Source organism: Kocuria massiliensis (assembly GCF_900169715.1).
Taxonomy (GTDB): domain Bacteria; phylum Actinomycetota; class Actinomycetes; order Actinomycetales; family Micrococcaceae; genus Rothia; species Rothia massiliensis.
Genome location: NZ_LT835161.1, coordinates 937,655 through 954,699 on the forward strand (window position 1 = coordinate 937,655; position 17,045 = coordinate 954,699).

At 63.0% G+C, this 17,045-nt stretch carries 13 protein-coding genes; 6 read left to right on the forward strand and 7 right to left on the reverse strand.

The genetic code is table 11. The features are described 5' to 3' along the window. Nucleotides 1-61 precede the first annotated feature (61 nt). Complete coding sequence (locus B9Y51_RS11245) at nt 62-541, forward strand: hypothetical protein (RefSeq protein WP_177345061.1); 480 nt, start codon at nt 62-64, stop codon at nt 539-541. A 5-nt stretch (nt 542-546) separates the two neighbouring features. After that, a complete protein-coding gene (locus B9Y51_RS08540; RefSeq protein ID WP_085529410.1) occupies nt 547-3,288 on the forward strand; it encodes an ATP-dependent DNA helicase in 2,742 nt (913 codons plus the stop codon). A gap of 93 nt (nt 3,289-3,381) precedes the next feature. On the opposite strand, the gene B9Y51_RS08545 is transcribed toward B9Y51_RS08540, so the two are convergent. Further along, nucleotides 3,382-3,606, reverse strand: a complete 225-nt coding sequence (locus B9Y51_RS08545) for a helix-turn-helix domain-containing protein (protein WP_085529411.1) — start codon at nt 3,604-3,606, stop codon at nt 3,382-3,384. Between the two features lie 118 nt (nt 3,607-3,724). On the opposite strand from B9Y51_RS08545, the gene B9Y51_RS08550 reads away from it, so the two are divergent. Both B9Y51_RS08550 and B9Y51_RS08555 read left to right on the forward strand, forming a co-directional pair. Beyond that, a complete protein-coding gene (locus B9Y51_RS08550; protein WP_085529412.1) occupies nt 3,725-4,222 on the forward strand; it encodes a hypothetical protein in 498 nt (165 codons plus the stop codon). 23 nt (nt 4,223-4,245) lie between these two features. Further along, nucleotides 4,246-5,100 carry a hypothetical protein gene (locus B9Y51_RS08555; RefSeq protein WP_085529413.1) on the forward strand — a complete coding sequence of 285 codons (855 nt, stop codon included), beginning with the start codon at nt 4,246-4,248 and terminating at the stop codon, nt 5,098-5,100. Between the two features lie 235 nt (nt 5,101-5,335). On the opposite strand, the gene B9Y51_RS11170 is transcribed toward B9Y51_RS08555, so the two are convergent. From B9Y51_RS11170 to B9Y51_RS08565, 3 genes are all read right to left on the reverse strand, one after another. After that, nucleotides 5,336-6,115 carry a prolipoprotein diacylglyceryl transferase gene (locus B9Y51_RS11170; protein WP_158088280.1) on the reverse strand — a complete coding sequence of 260 codons (780 nt, stop codon included), beginning with the start codon at nt 6,113-6,115 and terminating at the stop codon, nt 5,336-5,338. Next, the gene (locus B9Y51_RS08560) at nt 6,025-6,660 is read right to left on the reverse strand and encodes a hypothetical protein (protein ID WP_143468037.1); all 636 of its coding nucleotides are present in this window, start codon (nt 6,658-6,660) and stop codon (nt 6,025-6,027) included. The genes B9Y51_RS11170 and B9Y51_RS08560 overlap by 91 nt, the downstream gene beginning before the upstream one ends. Before the next feature lie 161 nt (nt 6,661-6,821). Next, nucleotides 6,822-7,796, reverse strand: a complete 975-nt coding sequence (locus B9Y51_RS08565) for an Abi family protein (RefSeq protein WP_173834747.1) — start codon at nt 7,794-7,796, stop codon at nt 6,822-6,824. Between the two features lie 167 nt (nt 7,797-7,963). Here B9Y51_RS08565 and B9Y51_RS11095 point away from each other — a divergent pair, with 167 nt between their 5' ends. Then, nucleotides 7,964-8,179: a zinc finger domain-containing protein gene (locus B9Y51_RS11095; protein ID WP_425432068.1), complete on the forward strand. Its 216-nt coding sequence runs from the start codon at nt 7,964-7,966 to the stop codon at nt 8,177-8,179. 32 nt (nt 8,180-8,211) lie between these two features. On the opposite strand, the gene B9Y51_RS08575 is transcribed toward B9Y51_RS11095, so the two are convergent. The 3 genes from B9Y51_RS08575 to B9Y51_RS08585 are packed head-to-tail and all read right to left on the reverse strand — an operon-like array spanning nt 8,212 to nt 13,203. Next, the gene (locus tag B9Y51_RS08575; RefSeq protein ID WP_085529415.1) at nt 8,212-9,336 is read right to left on the reverse strand and encodes an NAD-dependent epimerase/dehydratase family protein; all 1,125 of its coding nucleotides are present in this window, start codon (nt 9,334-9,336) and stop codon (nt 8,212-8,214) included. Beyond that, the gene (locus B9Y51_RS08580) at nt 9,333-12,131 is read right to left on the reverse strand and encodes an alpha/beta fold hydrolase (RefSeq protein ID WP_085529730.1); all 2,799 of its coding nucleotides are present in this window, start codon (nt 12,129-12,131) and stop codon (nt 9,333-9,335) included. The genes B9Y51_RS08575 and B9Y51_RS08580 overlap by 4 nt, the downstream gene beginning before the upstream one ends. A 40-nt stretch (nt 12,132-12,171) precedes the next feature. Further along, the gene (locus tag B9Y51_RS08585) at nt 12,172-13,203 is read right to left on the reverse strand and encodes a 3-oxoacyl-ACP synthase III (protein WP_085529416.1); all 1,032 of its coding nucleotides are present in this window, start codon (nt 13,201-13,203) and stop codon (nt 12,172-12,174) included. 238 nt (nt 13,204-13,441) lie between these two features. Here B9Y51_RS08585 and smc point away from each other — a divergent pair, with 238 nt between their 5' ends. Then, complete coding sequence (gene smc, locus B9Y51_RS08590; protein WP_085529417.1) at nt 13,442-17,041, forward strand: chromosome segregation protein SMC; 3,600 nt, start codon at nt 13,442-13,444, stop codon at nt 17,039-17,041. Nucleotides 17,042-17,045: the final 4 nt, after the last annotated feature.

Genomic DNA, 17,045 nt, shown 5'->3' on the forward strand with positions numbered 1-17,045 from the left:
CGCAACATCGGCTCTTCGCGCCGCTATATGTAGTGAGAGCGATCTGTCGGAGGTGGGTGGAATGATGAGAGTCTCGCGAGTTGGAGGTCTTCTGTCGAACAGTGCGACGCAGCCTGCCACGCAGGTCCGCTCCCAACTCGAATCGCTGGGAGAGGCGAAGGCTCACCGCTGCGAAGCGGCCCGATTTATCCGGGCCCGCGTCCGCATCGGGTTGAGTACGACGGACTTGGCTGACGAGGTCGGCGTCTCGCCGCACTCGCTCATCCGGAGGGTGGTCGAGCGCGGCCGCACCACGGAATCGTCGGCGCGACGGGCCAACCAGCGCCTGGCCGTGATCGACGACCCGCTGGCCGACCCGACCAGTGGCTACCTGGAGGAGACGCCGTCTCGCCTGAAGAAGACCGCCGATCTCTCCGGCAACCACGGTGCCGACGTACTCGTCCTCGCCGACGCGCTGAAGCTCAGCCCCACACAGGTGCGCGACCCGCTCGGCGACGCCAACAAGCGTCCCGTTCTGCGTCTCGTCGGCGACGAGGGCTGACGGCAATGGCATCCGTGCGGCAGCAGGTGCAGAGCGTCGACGACGTGATCTGCCAGAACATCGCCCGATTCGGCGACGATCGTGCGTTCCTCTCCCAGAACGTTCTCGCCCAGCTCCGGAACTTGGTCGAGGCGCTCGTGGTCTGGGCGCACCTCGATGATCCAGACGCCGAGTTCCACTACAACAAGGTGGCCCCGGCACTGGAGGAGATCAAGGCGAAGGCGAAGTTCCGGTTGCTGAGCAGGTTCCACAGCCTGCTCCAGGCCAGCGTTTCTCACTACACGTTGGACGGCGATCCGTCCGAGCGGCTGATGCTGAAATATTACGAGTACCTGCTCCGCACGCGCGACCTCACGCTGAAGGAGTTAGGCATCGCGATCCTCGGCAACCTCGAGAAGTACCCTCTGGACCTCGACCCGTCGCTCCGCGAGTACCACGAGAAGATCGCCGGCCGTATTGACGCTGTTCGGGCGACGCGGGCCGAGCCGCGTCGCGAGCGCTACTACGTGCACAGTTCCCGACCGTTCTTCGTCCAGGGCCGGGTCTACTATGAGGTCACCTTCTCAGTGGCCCACAACTGGACGAGCAAGTTCGACCGCACGATCGCGTTCACCGACATCGACATGACCGACCGGTACGCGGCCTACCTGGACCTGTCGAGTGAGTCGATCACTGTGCTCGGGCAGACCATGCCGATCCTGATCATCCGGTCATGGGAGGTCTCGATCCGCCCATGCGAGTTCGACAACTTCGCCCGGTTCTTCGGCGACTCATCCCGCGTCCAGTCGAGCCACACCGAGTATCGCAACCTGATGCAGTATCTGACGACGACTCGCTCCAGCCTTCTCGACCTCGTCGACATGTCCGACGCCAGTTACAGCCAGATCCGAAACTGGGCCCTCAATGCCTCGCGCCGTGATCCGGCGATCTTCCCTGTGCTCGACCAGGCCCGCACGATCATCCGCGCGAACCGTCCGGGATCCCGAGTGCTGCGGTACCTGATGCTGCAGATGCGCAACCAGTGGATCAAGGCGCAATTCGATCCAGCGGAGAACCACTGGCTCTCGAACCTCCGACTCACGTCTCGGAGCAGCCCGTTCGACAAGATGCCGTTCTGCACGTCGCCGAGCGGGCACAACCCGCGCTTCGCCGATCTTGCGGAGAGCCTCGATGCCAAGGGCCGCGAGCACGAGCTGCTGGCGCGCCGGGTGCGGAACAACGTCGAGCAGCGCGGCATGATCTACACGCCGGAAGCGGAGTGCGAAGACCTTGGTGACGTCGACGCGCTCATCAAGACCTACAACAGGCTGCTCCCGCCGACTCAACGTCACGCGCCGCGGAAGCTCGCCCATGCGAACGGGCATGTCTTCATCGTCGGCTACGAGGACGACACGGTCGCGATCATCGAGAAGTTGCAGGTGGCCGCCGGCGAGGGCCTCGACGGTCATGCCGACGACGTGCAGGTCTGGCTGGATGCGAATCCCGACGTGATCGACGATCCCTCGAAGGCGGATGCTCTGAAGCGGCTGTTCGGACAGTCGAACGTCGCGATTGTCGCCGGTGCCGCCGGCACGGGCAAGTCGACCCTGGTCAACCACATCGCCAACTACTTCTCGGACGAGAGTAAGCTCTTCCTCGCCCAGACGAACCCGGCCGTCGAAAACCTGAAGCGGCGCGTGGATGCCACGAACACCCAGTTCAGCACGATCACCAGCCACGTCTACCGGAGCGAGGACTTCGGCTCGCGGTATGACGTGCTGGTAATTGACGAGTGCAGTACTGTCGACAACGCGAACCTGCTCAAGGTGCTGGACTGCACGAAGTTCGACCTGCTCGTGCTCGTCGGGGACGTGTACCAGATTGAGTCGATCCAGTTCGGCAACTGGTTCAGCATGGCCCGCTCTTACCTCCCGAAGGGATCGGTCTTCGAGCTGACGAAGCCCTTCCGTACCGATGACGACGGGCTCCTCACCCTTTGGGACAGGGTGCGCAAACTCGACGACCGCATCGAGGAGTCGCTGTCGAAGAACGGCTACTCGGCTGTGCTCGGTGCAGCCCTATTTGAGCACCGCAGCGCGGACGAGATCGTGCTCTGCCTGAACTACGACGGTCTCTACGGCATCAACAATGTCAACCGCTTCATGCAGGCGAGCAATCCCGGCCACGCTGTGACCTGGGGCGAAGCGATGTATAAGGTTGGAGACCCCGTGCTATTCAACGACATCGACCGATTTAAGCCCGTGATCCACAACAACATGAAGGGCACGATCGTCGATATCGAGCGGGTGCCCGGTCGGATCACGTTCGAAGTCGAACTCGAACGCGAAACGACAGCGTTCGACGTGTCCGGGACGGAACTGCGCTGGGTCGGCGGAGCCGTCGTTCAGTTCGACGTCTTCGAGCGGGTGAGCAGCGACGACGATGACGACGACCTCAATACTCTGATCCCGTTCCAGATTGCGTACGCGGTGTCGATCCACAAGGCGCAGGGCCTTGAGTACGACTCGGTGAAGGTCGTCATCACAGACGCAAACGAAGAGCGGATATCGCACAGCATCTTCTACACGGCGATCACTCGCGCGCGCCGCCAGCTGGGAATCTTCTGGACTCCTGAGACACAACAGCGGGTCCTGAGCAGGCTCACCGTGAAAGAGAACACGAAGGACGAGGCTCTCGTTCAAGCGCGCCGTGGTGTGACAGCTTTGACGAGCCGACCGCGACGGAAAAAGATGCGGTCGAGGTTGTAGCCGCATTCTACTTCAGGGTGGGGTGCGTGCGGCTTCCCCCGGCGGTCAGCCCTGAGATCATCGGCCGATCGGGTTGGCATAGGAGTACCACGTTCACTCGAGCGTGGAGAGAAGGTTCGCCGGCCTCACATCGAGGCCATGGGCGAGCTTGACGATGACGTCAAGAGTCGGGTTCCGGCGTCCCCGCTCGAGTCCGCTGATGTAGGTGCGGTCCAGGCCGACGTGGTGTGCGAAGGCCTCCTGTGACTCCCATCCGTGCTCACGGCGCAGATCGCGCAGACGATCGCCGAAGGCGACGCGATGGGCAGGGATGGTCATGCATTCAAAGATTCCGATACGCTGACGATGAGTCCACGGACTATGAGTCACATCGATGTGTTCGGAGCTGTGGCAGTCACCTCGGCCCCTCTGGATGCTCACGAGATCTGGAGGAGTCATGACCCACCTAGATGAGTGGATCAGCGTCGTGGCCGCGGCGGAGCGGTTCAATACGAGCTCTCAGGCCATCCGACGGCTCGTGAAGCTCGGGATCGTGCTAGGGCGCAGGGATGAAGCGGCAGAAGCTCAAGGGATATGGCCCATCTGGACCTTCGTCCACGCCGGCAGCCTTGATGAGTGGTTCGGTGAGACTGCACGCATCGAACACGTGCGTAGGATTCGAGCGACGGCACGGCCGTTCACGAAGGAGCAGAAGATCGCCATCGCCAGGGTGTTCGTCGACCATCTGGAGTGGGCGCGAAGCGATAGAGCGGCGACCCAAGGAGCGAGGAAGCGGGTCGAAGCCCCAGGGGTGCCTCAAAGCGGCCCCTCGGTCTCGGTAGTCTGGAAGCACTCCCGCCATGGTGTGCGTACGGGTGAGTCCAGGCGTGGCGACTCGGATCGCTTTGCCGAGTTGTCTGGTAGCCGGATCCCCTCCTTGATGGACCCCTTATGATCCGACGAGGAGGCGAGAAGACGATGGATCACCCTGACAATTGTGAGACCGCGAAGACTTACTCCTGTGTGTGCTCGTGCGGGGGCGCGCTCCACGGCGCGATCCTCACCAGAGGCATCACCACCTCGGACCCGGCCAGGCGGGCGGAGGCCATCGAGTGGGCCGAACCGCGGCGCTGGACACGTATGACTAGGGCGGCGCAGACGGCGACTATCCAAGACAATGTTGCTGACCGCCAGCCGGCGGTGACGGGCATCGTCAGCGAACTGGTCATCACCCTCGTTGGGCAGGCGCGAGATGATGCGGAGATTGACGTTATCGCCGCTATGGCGCAGCAGATATCCGATGAAGTTGGTGCGGACTTCCAACGTCACCTCGACGGCGGAGGGCCCGACCGCCGAAGCAGCCGTCACTTGTGGTGTGTGGTCTTGGCGACGATCTGTCGACTCTACGACGAAGCCTTCAGCTTCATCACCTCGTCCGTAGACGATCTAGTTGGTGCAGTCATGATGAGGCTACGCGAAGACATCTCATTCGATCGGACAGACGACACTCAAGCACGCGACATCTACCAATACAAGTACCGCGTCGTCGCGGCGTTCGAACTCGTCGAGTACTCGTTCTTGGAGTCGCTGATCAAGAAGGCTGTCATGGCCGTCATCGCTGCGGCGAAGACGATCGGCGAAGAGTCCGTGTTCAAGCACCTACGCTTGATCGGCGTGATCACATGCCCGGACCCGGACCGACACCCCGACGTCATCCGACACTGTTTGTGGCCCCTCTTGTCTGGTCCGTTTCAAGACGCGCTCCAGGAGAACCTCGAGATACAGATGCGCACATGGCTCCGTAACGCCTACGTCGTAGGGCCCGGTAGTTGAATGACGAATTGTCTTAGGCGGGGGCCAAAAGCGGGTTTGACCCGTCCGGAGCTGATGAACGGTTCGCGCGGCGATTATTGGACGACCGGTCGCATTGCGGGTTGTCGAGGCTGGGGTGCTGCAAGCTCCGATTGAGTCACGGTCACGATGGTCTTTGCGCGAGTGATCCGCTGTGGAGTCTGGGGTGTGCTGCGATGAGCCGGCGCTCTTAGCGGCGGGTGCGAGGTGTGCCCAATCATGGCCGGCGGAGCCAGTCCGTAAACCTCTTCCACAAGCTCCTGGCAGGCGCTGGCAGTTCGGTCGTCACATCTTGATCGTCTGTATTCGGGGATGTCGGCGCAACGGCCTCGACGGTGGGAACAGTGTCCTGCTCAGCGATCGGTTCGGCGTTGATCTTTGCCTGCTCTTCCGTGAGAGGGGAGCGGTCGGCCGCAGTCTCTGAAGGTGCCTTGTCAGAGTGTGATTGAGGAGGTTCTAGTTCCGTAGCCAGTTCGACTTCAGGACGGACCGCCTGTTCAGGGCGTGGTTCGTCGGGATGATCCGATGCTGTGTGATTGCTCGATGCTGGCGGTGAGATGGGTCGTCGTCTCGACTGGGCCGCGTTTGACAACTCAAGGTCGCTTCGCAGCACCCAGACTCGCGCCATCTCCAGACGTCGAAATTTCTTCTTCCAAACGGGGGCCCGCTGCAGCACTCGCTTGCCGCTGAGGATTTCTGCGAGGATCGTCGCCAACGAGCGGGATTTGTAGATCAGCGCTTGGCGGTCAGGATCGAACTCCGCGATCGATCCCCGCGCGAAGAGGAGAGCATTGCGCTCTTGCGAGGGATCTTCCCACGGTCTCTGGGGTGCATAGTTGTCGCTCGGACTAAGTACCGAAACGTAGATGCCGCCGTTCTGAAAGACCTCCTTGCGGATTGCTGCGCTCAGAGACTTGGAGGCTCGCTCGGGAAGTTCTGTCGGGAACAGCCAGATCGTCCTTGCTGCAGTGTTCGGGTGGCGAAGTCTGTGTTCCATCGCTGGTACTCAAGGACGAGGTCGTGCTCCGGCAGGAAGACGTCGCCGTGGGTGAGGGAGTGCTCGACCTCGGCCTTTGCACCCAGCGTTTTCGCGATCCTGTACAAGCGGCCCTTGATCCACAGGTGCTCGACTCCCTCTGGCCCGCCTCCTCCGTCGAGCGTAGCGGGGTCTTGTTCTATCTCGCCAGGGCTGACTGGCATGTCTACCTCGTTGTGGTCACAACCTCCGGAACGGATGGCGAAGAAGCGAAGACCGCTTGCGCTCATCCGCTTCGCCATGAGCAGCGTGTCGCACGAAGAGACGATGCACTTCACGTGGACCGCAGGGTTCTTATATATCAACTCCCAGTCGGCCTGGTCGTTCACACAGACCTCGACCGGTTCCTCTGCGCCAGGGAGGTCCATGATGAGACCGCGAATCTTCACCTGATGGTTACGGTGCGTCGCGTGTACCTTCTTGCCGATTGTGCGGTCCTCTGGACGGTGGCCGACGAGGGGCTTCCGGGAGCTGGGTGGCTTGCGATGGGCCGGTTCGGAGTTCATGCCTTCTTGTCTATCAGCACCCCCCGACAAGTAGAAGATCCCTGGGGCAACGTCCTTGAAGAGGCGGTCAGGTGCGGCGACTCCCAAGCGCAGGGTTTGCGGGCGGAGCATCCGCGTGTCAGTTGCCAGATCGCGAGTTCAGGCCGTGCCGGTTGCAGGCGTCAGCCTCGCCAGAGCTCGAACGACTCCCAGTCGCGGGGTACGCCCATCGACTCGACCGTCAGGGCGAGCGAGGTCGGGAACCTCCGCAGCAGCGCGGCCAGCTGTTGCGCCCAGTCAGAGCAGGGGTCGATGGTCGGCAGGAGACACGCGATGACCGCGAGGGCGTTGTAGGTGCCGAAGACACCTTTAGCCGTCTCCTCATCACGCAGGTGGTCGAGGATGGGGACCTGTCCGACCTTCGGGCGAGCCGGTGCGTTCTGGAGCTTTCTGTTGAACAGGCGGGAGTGGTGCGTCGCGACGTTACGAACGTAGTTCAGGCTGGCCAACCAGCTGCTCGTGATGCTCTTCGTCGGGACTCCGAAAGCCAGGGCGATCTCCTCGGCATCCTGCTGGTTCATCCCCCGATAGAGGACTGAGAGGTGGCCCAGCTCGAGGATCTCGGTGAGCGCCCAGACCGGCATCCGATCGTCGTACTTCTCCCGAAAGTGCTCGTCCGAGCGGGTCTTCCTCTCGTTGACGCGCCGAAGCCATTGCACGTGCTTGCTCGGCGCGGGATCCCGCGCGTCGGTGCTCTCGCCGGTGAAGGACTCAGTGAAACAGACCGGGTCCTCGTAGGCGAAGGGGGACCTTCGGCCGAGCACGTACCCGATCCGCATTGGAACAGCCACTTCGATGCGCTCGACGCCGTCCATGACGAGCAAGCGCAGGCGTCGGTCGAAGTCGATGAGGTCCTCGGCCTGCCGCAGCGTTGTGCCGGCCCTGTAGTCGCTGAGCACGCGGACCCGCACGCGGCCCTCGTCGTCGATGTCATCCTCGGACTCACGGAACGGGTAGAGGTACCCAGTGAGGCGGTAGTAGCCGACCGCCTGTAGGACCGATGCGGCCCGGGCGTGGTCTTCGATCTCGACTCCGTGCCTCGTCAGTCGATCGATCTGTTCGTCGACGGACAGCCACGGCTTCGCATACTCGGCCATGACCCTCCCCGGGAAAGAAAATCAGCCCGCGCCTTGCGGCAACGGGCTGATCATGATGGTGCAAGGATAGCACGTAGCGGATGCGAGGCTCAGTAGTCTGTGGACGGCCGCCGGATCTGCGGCGGTCGGACGCGCCGGGACCTGAGCACGAGTTGAGTGCCGATTGGATGGCGAGTCGACTGGCGATTCAATGCGCTGTACATAAACGTGTCAATGGTGGCGAGTCGGGCTATTTTGAGCGCGGGTTGAATGTTTATGGGCGCGCTGGGTTGCCGTGCAAACGTTGTGGGGCAGCGATCGTGCGGGAGCCGTTTATGAATCGATCCCCGTATCGATGCCCCAAGTGTCAACGTGCTCCCCAAGGGTTTCGTCCCTTGGCATAGCGGCGGCGAGGCACATCAAGCAGCCTCGACCCTCAGACCAGCGGCTTCAACGCCGCGGTATGTTCACCCACCCGCGGGCGGTAGTATCGCCGCAACCGGCGCATTCCTTCGTCGATGCTGACGTCAGGCGTCCAACCCAGCAGTTGCTGGGTTTCGCGCTGATCAAACCAATGTGCGGTCGAGAGCTGTTCGGCGAGGAATCGCGTCATCGGCGGCTCATCGCCGTTCGGGCGCTTCTCCCAGATTTTCTCGACCACGCTTCCCGCGAGTTTCGCGAGCGACGCCGGGACCGTGCGTTCCGGCGGGCGAACCCCGGCGGCGTCGCACATCATGGTCATCAGTTCACCGACCGTGCGCGGTTCGCCGTTGCTGATAACTAGCGGTTTGCCGTGAACGGTCTTGAGCCGCTTGTAATCCTTCACGATGGCCTCGGCAGCATTATCCACGTAGGTGGAGTCGATCAGGGCCGCGCCGGCGTCCAGAAGGGGAATGCCGCCCCGGTGGGCGCGTTCGATCACGCGCTCAACCAATTGCGTATCCCCAGGACCCCACACGAGGTGCGGGCGAACGACGCCCACGAGGAAATCCTCGCCGTCGTAGTCGAGGGCGAGGCGTTCGGCGTAGGCCTTGGACCGGGCGTAGTTGCCCCGTGCCGCGGCCGGGTCGGCGGGTTCATTGGCTTCGCCCATGATCGCGGAGCCCGAGTGTGCGACGGAGGGGGACGAAACGTAGACGAACTTTCGCATCCCCGCGGCGCGGGCGCCTTCCAAGAGCAGTCGGGTTCCGGTCACATTGGTCCGGACGTATTCTTCCCACGGTCCGGTCACCGATACCTTGGCGGCAAGGTGAATCACGGCGTCGGCGCCCTCCAGTGCACGAGCGACGTGTCCAGGATTCGTAATGGACCCGCGATGCTGTTCGAGACGCTCCAGGCCCTTGCTCTGCAAAGATTCTCGCACCGCGACGGCGTCGCGTCGCTGGAAGCAACGCACCGTGTATCCGCGGGCGATCAGCCGCAACGCGACGCGCGAGCCAAGCAATCCACTCGCGCCCGTGACCACGATGGTGCGGTTGCGGGACTTGGCCAGCGAATGGTCTGCCAGTATCTCGCGGCGAGTACTCGGATCGGGGGCCTTCCAAGGCGTGCGCTTGCTCATGGTTTCGTGACCTTTCCACCGGATAGTACCGACGTGGCCCAAGAGGCCAGGCGCGGGCGGTCGATCTTGGAGTTGTGACGAATATCGGTCGGGTGCTCACGTACCTGGAGAATTGCCGCAGCTCGAATGCCGGTGGCGGATTCCACGGCGGACCGTACGGCACGGGCCAGATTGGGCGGTGCCGGGCCGTCCTTGACCCGCGCATGCTTACTTCCGTTCTCACCGGCGTCGCGTTCGACGACGATGACCGGCACCTGAGCGCCCCACGGCCCGACGCCCACCACCGCGGCGCGGCGGACCCCAGTGATGTGTTCCGCGGCGGTCTCGGCGGCAACGGGCGTGATGATGCCTTCAGGCGTGGAGAGGAGGTGAGACATCCGTCCTTCGACCCAGAGGCGCCCGCTCGCGTCGAAGTGCCCGACGTCGCCGGTGCGATGCCAGCCCGGAATGGTATCCGAGGCACGTTCGGTCCACCACAGTCGGTCGTAGTGATCCTTGGCGTGCGGTGCGGAGGCAATAATTTCGCCGGTGACGTTTTGCGTGTAGGTAGGGTTCCCGGTCGCGCGGCCTTCCTCGTCGAGGGGAACCACCGCCACACGGGCACCGTAAACGGGAGTTCCTACGCAGACACCGCTGCCGGCACCGTCCACACCATTTTCTGGTTCGGAGTCTGCCGCGGCCTCGCGGATCTGGTTGAGGTTGATATCGGTCACCGGTAGGCATTCCGTCATGCCGTACGGGGTATGGAGTTTGGCGTTGGGGCATACCGTCGCGACCTCTTCGAGGAGCGGGATGGTGATGGGGGCACCTGCCGAGAGCAAGCGCCCTACGCGTTGCATGGCCCCGCGTTCCCGTTCGCTCAAGTCGTCCTTGGTGGCCACGACGTTCATGAGGGCGGCGGGGCTCGCGAAAACGACGGTCGCACGGATTGCCTCCACCGCCTGGGCGAGGGCGCGGGCCGTCAGGGTCTTGGGTTTGGTCACGTCCATGTCGGGGGTGACCGAGGTGGCGCCCAGAGCCGGTCCGAGCAGCGCAAAGGGAGCAAAGCCCGCGACGAGGCCGGCACCGGCGGAGAGGTTGTACGTGTTCTGGATGGCGTCTCTCATCGCGGAAAGCTGGCGATGGGTGTAGGCAACGCCCTTGGCCGGCCCGGTGGAACCGGAGGTATAGAGAATCGCGGCTACGTTGTCGGGTTGGGGGGTATCCCACGGCGTCGACGGTTGAGCCTGGCGGCCTCCGTGAGAGTCGATGCCTGCCTCAGCACCGAGGAACTTGAGGGTGCTCGAATGCCCCGTACCTGCCAGAATTCGCCGTCCCGGCCACCCGGCGGTCTTGGCCGCGAGGAGAGCTTGAGGGGTGCCAATCAGGAATTCCGGGGAAGCCCCCTTCAAGGCACGGGTCAGACCGCGGATTCCCAACCCAGTATCGGCAATCACGATGACGGCCCCGATTCGCAGGCACGCATAAATGAGAATGGTGAGTCGTGAACCCGGCGGGACCAGAAGGTTCACACGAGTTCCGGCTCGAACACCAAGGTCCCGAAGTACGCCAGCCGCATGATCGACGTTTTCGGAGAGTTCGCGCCACGACAATTGCCGCCGGATGGTGGCCAAGGGCGCAGAAGCATGCTTCCCATGCGACGTCGGGTTGGCCGACTTGTGGGCGGGGCCCATGTCGACGACGGCGAGGGATTCGTCGTCGCGGCGTTCGTCCAGTTCGGCCGTCATGGGGCGGTACTGAAGGGCCAGGGGAGAGGCGCGGCGTTCCTTCTCTCGGGTAATGCGGTGGTGATCGACCACGGAACGTGCGCCCAAGAGGGCCTCATCCAGCCAGGTGAAAAGCACCGGGGCGATGTTCTGGTCTTCCGCGACGAGGTGTCCGGAGTCGTCGAAGCGGTGCAGTTGTGCCTGGGGATTCCGTGAGAGGATGTCGTCGAGGTAGCGCTGTTGGAAAACCGGATCGGCGGGGCCCCAGAGGACCAGGCAGGGCAGATCGTCATCATTGACCGCTTGAGCGATGCGTTCCATGTGGGGATGCGCCGGGTGCGAAGGGTCGAGGGGAATGTCCGCCACGAAATTCTGGATCCCTTGGCGGTCCTCGGTGGAACGGTACGGTGCCCGGAAGGTCGCCTTGACCTCGGGGTCCCACTCGCCTCGATGCAAGGAGAGTGTGACATCCAGGAAGGCAGTGGTACTCGAGGTTCCTCGGCGATGCACGGACGGATGGAGCGCGAGCCGTAGTGCCGCGGGAATCTTCTCCTCGCGGGGATGGTGCAACGCCGTGTTGGTGAAAATCCGTCCCTTATGGAGTTCGGGATGCTCCACGCCCCAGCCCTGTGAAATGAGTCCGCCCCAGTCGTGGCTCAGCGTCACGACGCCGCGCTCACCGGGATTCTCATCAATGCCCAGAGTGCGGGTGAAATCACCGAGATCGCTGATGCGATCCGCCAGGCTCCTTTCGGTGCCGGTTCGTTCGGAATACCCCATGTCCAGCTGATCAACGGCAACCACGCGCCACGGCTGACTCCCTGAGGTAGCACCGGCCGAGACCACGTCTCGCCACAGATAAGACCACGTGGGGTTGCCATGCACACACAGGATGGTCCCCACTGGGTCGACGCCCAATCGCTCGAGTTCCGCGGCGTTGTCCAAGAAATGCCACGTCCGCTCGGTCCCAGCGTCGACGGGCGCGGAAGAGGGCACCGTGAGGGTTCGGCTCTGATCGCGGGCCACACCGGGCCAACGCTTGAGCGGAATCGGTCCGGGCTGCGGCGTGTGGGGATCTGTCCGGTTCACGGCGACCAATGAGTACCTCTTCCTTGCGGTGAGTCGGTGGTTACCAGGCGATTTCCATGAGGGCGGTATTCAAACCTGAACCCACGCCCATGCACAGGACACGCTGGCCGGGTTTGAGTCGCTCGGCCTCCAGCGCGAGGGTCATGGGAAGTGCCGCCGCCGCGACGTTTCCCCAGTACGGGAAGGTCACGGGGATACGGTCGCGGTCGATGCCAACGGCGTCGATAATCGCGTTGGTGTGGGAAGTGGAAATCTGGTGGGTGACGTATGCATCCATATCGGACCAGTCCCAACCGTCTTCGTGCGCGCGATCCCATGCGTCCGTCACGAGCTGGAGCCCGTACTTGAGCAGACCGGTGGCATCGGTGCTCATGCCTTGGCCGGCTTCGCCTCCGATGCACAAATCCTTGTGTTCGGTTCCAGCTCGCGAAATCGATCCCAGAATCCGATGGCCTTCCGGGTGGCGGTCGGCGGGTCCGACGACGGCGGCTGCGGCGCCGCAACCGAGGGTCAACGTCGCGAACTGTGCGAGGACGTCGTCGCGAGTTGCGGACGGATCATTCAGCATTTTGAGGGCGGTGTCATGCCACGGGGTGGGGTCCTCGCCGCACACGATGAGCGCGTACTCGATGGCTCCAGCATCAATCATGGATGATGCAACGGTGAGGCCGTTCACGAATCCGAGGCACGCGTTGGTCATATCGAAGTTCAACGCGTGGCGGGGGAGACCGATCTCGTGGTGGATCCCCACCGCGACGGCGGGCTCGAAATTATCCCGGGTGACGGACGTGTTGATGATGAGCCCGATCTGCTCGGGCTGGATACCGGCTTCGGCCAGTGCAGCACAGCCCGCTTGGGCTGCGCCGTGCTCGAAGGAACTTTCGGCAGACCATGCTCGTCGAGAGGAGATTCCGGCGAGGCGCTCCAGAAGGCCCTTGGGCATCTTCAAACGCCTATAGGTATCCGCGAGTTGCTCGTCGAAGTATGAGGAGGGCAACTCCTCTTCGGCCTCCACCTTGGTCACTGAAAGAAGCGCAGAGTTGCGGTGGTGGATAGAAGAGTTAGGGATCAATGAATCGAGCCTTTATCCGGAAAGTGGGCGGTGTGGTTGCGAGGATCGTCCTCGACACTCAAGAGGCAAGTCTACTACCCGGTGCGCCGCCGGTCAGTCATTTCACCGGTCACGAAACGTGAGATGGGACCTTGATGCCTGTGGTGGGTTGCCGGCACACGCACGCGATAGAGTGGGCGATCGGTCATCTCTCACGGTGACCCGCTATCCGTCCGAGCACCATAATCGAGGGAGAGGCATGCACCTCAAGACGTTGACGGTCAAAGGGTTCAAATCTTTTGCCTCGGCTACCTCCTTCGAATTCGAGCCCGGTGTGACCGCGGTTGTCGGGCCAAATGGCTCTGGAAAGTCCAACGTCGTCGATGCGTTGTCCTGGGTCATGGGCGAGCAAGGAGCCAAATCCTTGCGTGGCGGCAAGATGGAAGACGTCATCTTTGCAGGAACCTCTGGCCGTGCACCACTCGGCCGTGCTCACGTTTCGCTGACCATCGATAACACCGACGGCGCATTACCCATCGAATATTCCGAGGTCACGATCTCTCGGACCTTGTTTCGCACCGGCGGCTCCGAATACGCGATCAACGGCAACTCGTGCCGCCTGCTCGATATCCAAGAGCTTCTTTCGGATTCCGGCCTCGGGCGCGAGATGCACGTGATCGTGGGCCAAGGGCAACTCGACCGCATTTTGCACGCGACCCCGGAAGAGCGGCGTGGCTTCATCGAAGAAGCTTCTGGAGTCCTGAAACACCGCCGGCGCAAGGAGAAAACGCTCCGCAAACTCGCGTCGATGGAAACCAACGTCTCGCGACTGGAGGATCTCACCGGGGAGATTGGCCGGCAATTGACCCCACTGGGGCGTCAAGCCAAGGTGGCCCGTCGCGCTCAGCGGATCCAACACGATGTCCGTGACGCCCGCGCGCGTCTATTCGCTGACGATTGGGTCCAAGCCTCGACCGCATTGGAGACCGACGCCGAAGAGCTGCAACGTGTTGCGGACGATTTGCGGCGTCTCGAGGCGGAGCAGGAAGAGGCGACTCGAGCCATCGCGGAGATCGAGGCGGAAGCGGCGAGCCTTTCTCCTCGAGTGTCTCGGGCCAGGGACACCTGGTATGCGCTCTCCCAACTGCGGGAACGCTACGAATCGCTCAAGCAATTGGCGCAGGAGCGACAGCGCACCCAGTCCACGCCCGTTGGCAGGGCCCATCTGCGGGACCCCGAACAGCTTCAGGCCAACGCCGAGCGGATTGCTCGCGAACTTGAGGACGCTGAGCACGCCGTGGAACAGGTGGAACAGCGCCATCTCGAGGCCGGGGAGGAACGTTCCCGGGCCGAGGACGAGGCGCAAGCCGCTGAGGCCCACCACGCACACTTGGTCGCGGCCTCGGCCGAGCGGCGGGAAAACCTCGCGTCTCTCCGGGGCGCCATGTCCACCGCACGTTCTGAACACGAATCGCTTCAGACGCGACGTCGCGAACAAGAGGCCGAAGTCGCATCCGTGCAACAGCGCTTGGACACGTATCGCACGGACCTCGAGAGGCTCTCTGGCGCCTCAGGCCCGACCGATGAAGATACCGCCGCCGCCTCTCGTGCCTCGGATGAAGCCCACGCCGCAACGGAGTCCACGCAAGCCCAGTTGGACAAGGCGGCGACGTCCCTCAACGCGACCCGGCGCGAACTCGATGCGGCGCTGGCTCGGGTTGAGGCGCTGAAAGAATCTCTTCCAGCCGCTGACGCTACGGAGGCGATAGCGTCCGCATTTGGCGACCAGATACGCCGGGTGCGGGACGGCGTCACGGTGGAACCAGAACATGCGGGAGCCCTCTCGGTGGCACTCGGCGCGGTGGCCGACGGGCTAGCCGTCCGCGAGCCGGAAGCACTTCAAAACATTCTGAACCATGCACGCGAAGAAGGACTCGGCGTCGTGAGTCTGCTGGTGGACTCTCCGAATGTGGTGCGTGGCGGAGGCGATGACCTAGAGAATGCCCTTCATCGCATCAAGGAATCGTGGGCCTCGGACGTCGTGTGGGCACCCCGCGTGGTGACCGGTGGAGACCTCGCCGAGAGCGTGCGCACCATCGTGAGCAGGTGCCTGATTGCCCCGAGCCTCGACGTTGCCTGTGCGTTGAGGGACCGCCTGCTGGAGCTGCCCGACGGCGAATTGACGACGCCGGGGTGGCAGGTCGTCGTCGCGGATGGGACCGTCATCGCCGCCGGTCAAGCACGCGGCGGAAGCGCCTCGGGGGCCACCGGGCTGGAGATTAGTGCCCGCTTGGCGTCCGCCGAGGAAGCCCTGGCAGGGCTCCGAGAACGGCACGATCAAGCCGTGGCCAAACACGAGAAAGCCTCGGAAGAACACCGTCGATCCCGAGAGGCGGCGCGGGCCGCTCGCGAAGAATTCGCGCGCATCAGCAAGGAGAGCAGTTCCAATGCCGCGGCGCTCGCCCAGGCACGGACCCTCGTGACTTCCACAGAGGAAGAGCTCGACGGCGCCAAACGCCGATTGGAAGAACTCGCTGCGCGAGAGCCCGCATTGGCCGAGAAGCTGGAACACGCCGTCGGGGCCGTCTCGGCGGCATTGGAGCTCCAGGACGAAGACGGCGGCGAGGCGTTGGAACGCGCCGAGGTCGCCAGGAAGGACGCAACGGAAGCGGCCAGGACCGCTCGCACTCGCGAAACCGAAGCACTCCTGGCAGTTCGAAGTGCGCAGAGCCAGATCGACCAGCTTAAACAACGCAAAGACGCCGCCCTGCGTGCGGTGTCCACGGAAAAGGCGGCACATGCGGAGGTCGAGCGCCAAGAAAGGCGCCGCCGCATCCAATACCAGGCCACCAGCCGAGTTCTGAGCATGATCGGCTCGGTCTGCGAACGTCTCGAGGCCTCCCTCACCGTGGCCGACGCGGAACGGGAACGACTCCAAAAAGAACGGGCCGGACTCGAATCACGCCTAGCGGAAGCCCGGACTCGCGAGAAATCCCAGCGAGACGCACTGGACGCGCAACGCTCCAAGGCCCATTCGGGGGAACTGGAGCGTGCCACCCGTGAAGCCAAATTGGAATCTCTCCGCGAATCGATCCTGGAGGAATTGAGCCTGACGACGGACACCTTGGTGTCTGACTACGGTCCGCACCTGCCGATTCCGGTTCTGGACGAATCTGGGGAGACGACGGGCGAGGAACCCTTCGTGCGTGAGGCCCAGGAGAGACGGCTCCAACGAGCCCGCAAGGATCTCAAGGCGTTGGGTAAGGTCAATCCGTTGGCCCTCGAAGAGTTCGCGGCCTTGGAAGAGCGCCATACATATCTCGTGCAACAACTCGAGGACCTCAAAGCCTCGCGCGCCGATCTTGAAGAAATCATTCGCGATGTCGATGATCACGTGCGAACCGTCTTCACCCAGGCCTTCCACGACACCCAAGAACAATTCGTCAAAGTATTCGCCACCCTCTTCCCCGGCGGCGAAGGAAAACTGGTCTTGACCGATCCGAGCGACATGCTGACCACCGGCATCGAAGTGCACGCCAAACCTGCCGGGAAGAAGGTCAAGAGACTCTCTCTCTTATCCGGCGGCGAGCGCTCGTTGACCGCCATCGCGATGCTGGTGGCGATCTTCAAGGCACGGCCATCGCCGTTCTACGTGATGGATGAGGTCGAGGCCGCGTTGGACGACCGAAACCTGGGTCGACTCTTGACGATCCTCAAGGAACTTCAGCTCAGCTCGCAGTTGATCATCATCACCCACCAGAAGCGCACCATGGAAATTGCGGATGCCCTCTATGGCGTTTCGATGCGCGGCGACGGTATTACCCAAGTCATTTCGCAAAAGTTGGCAGACCTGCGCTGATAAT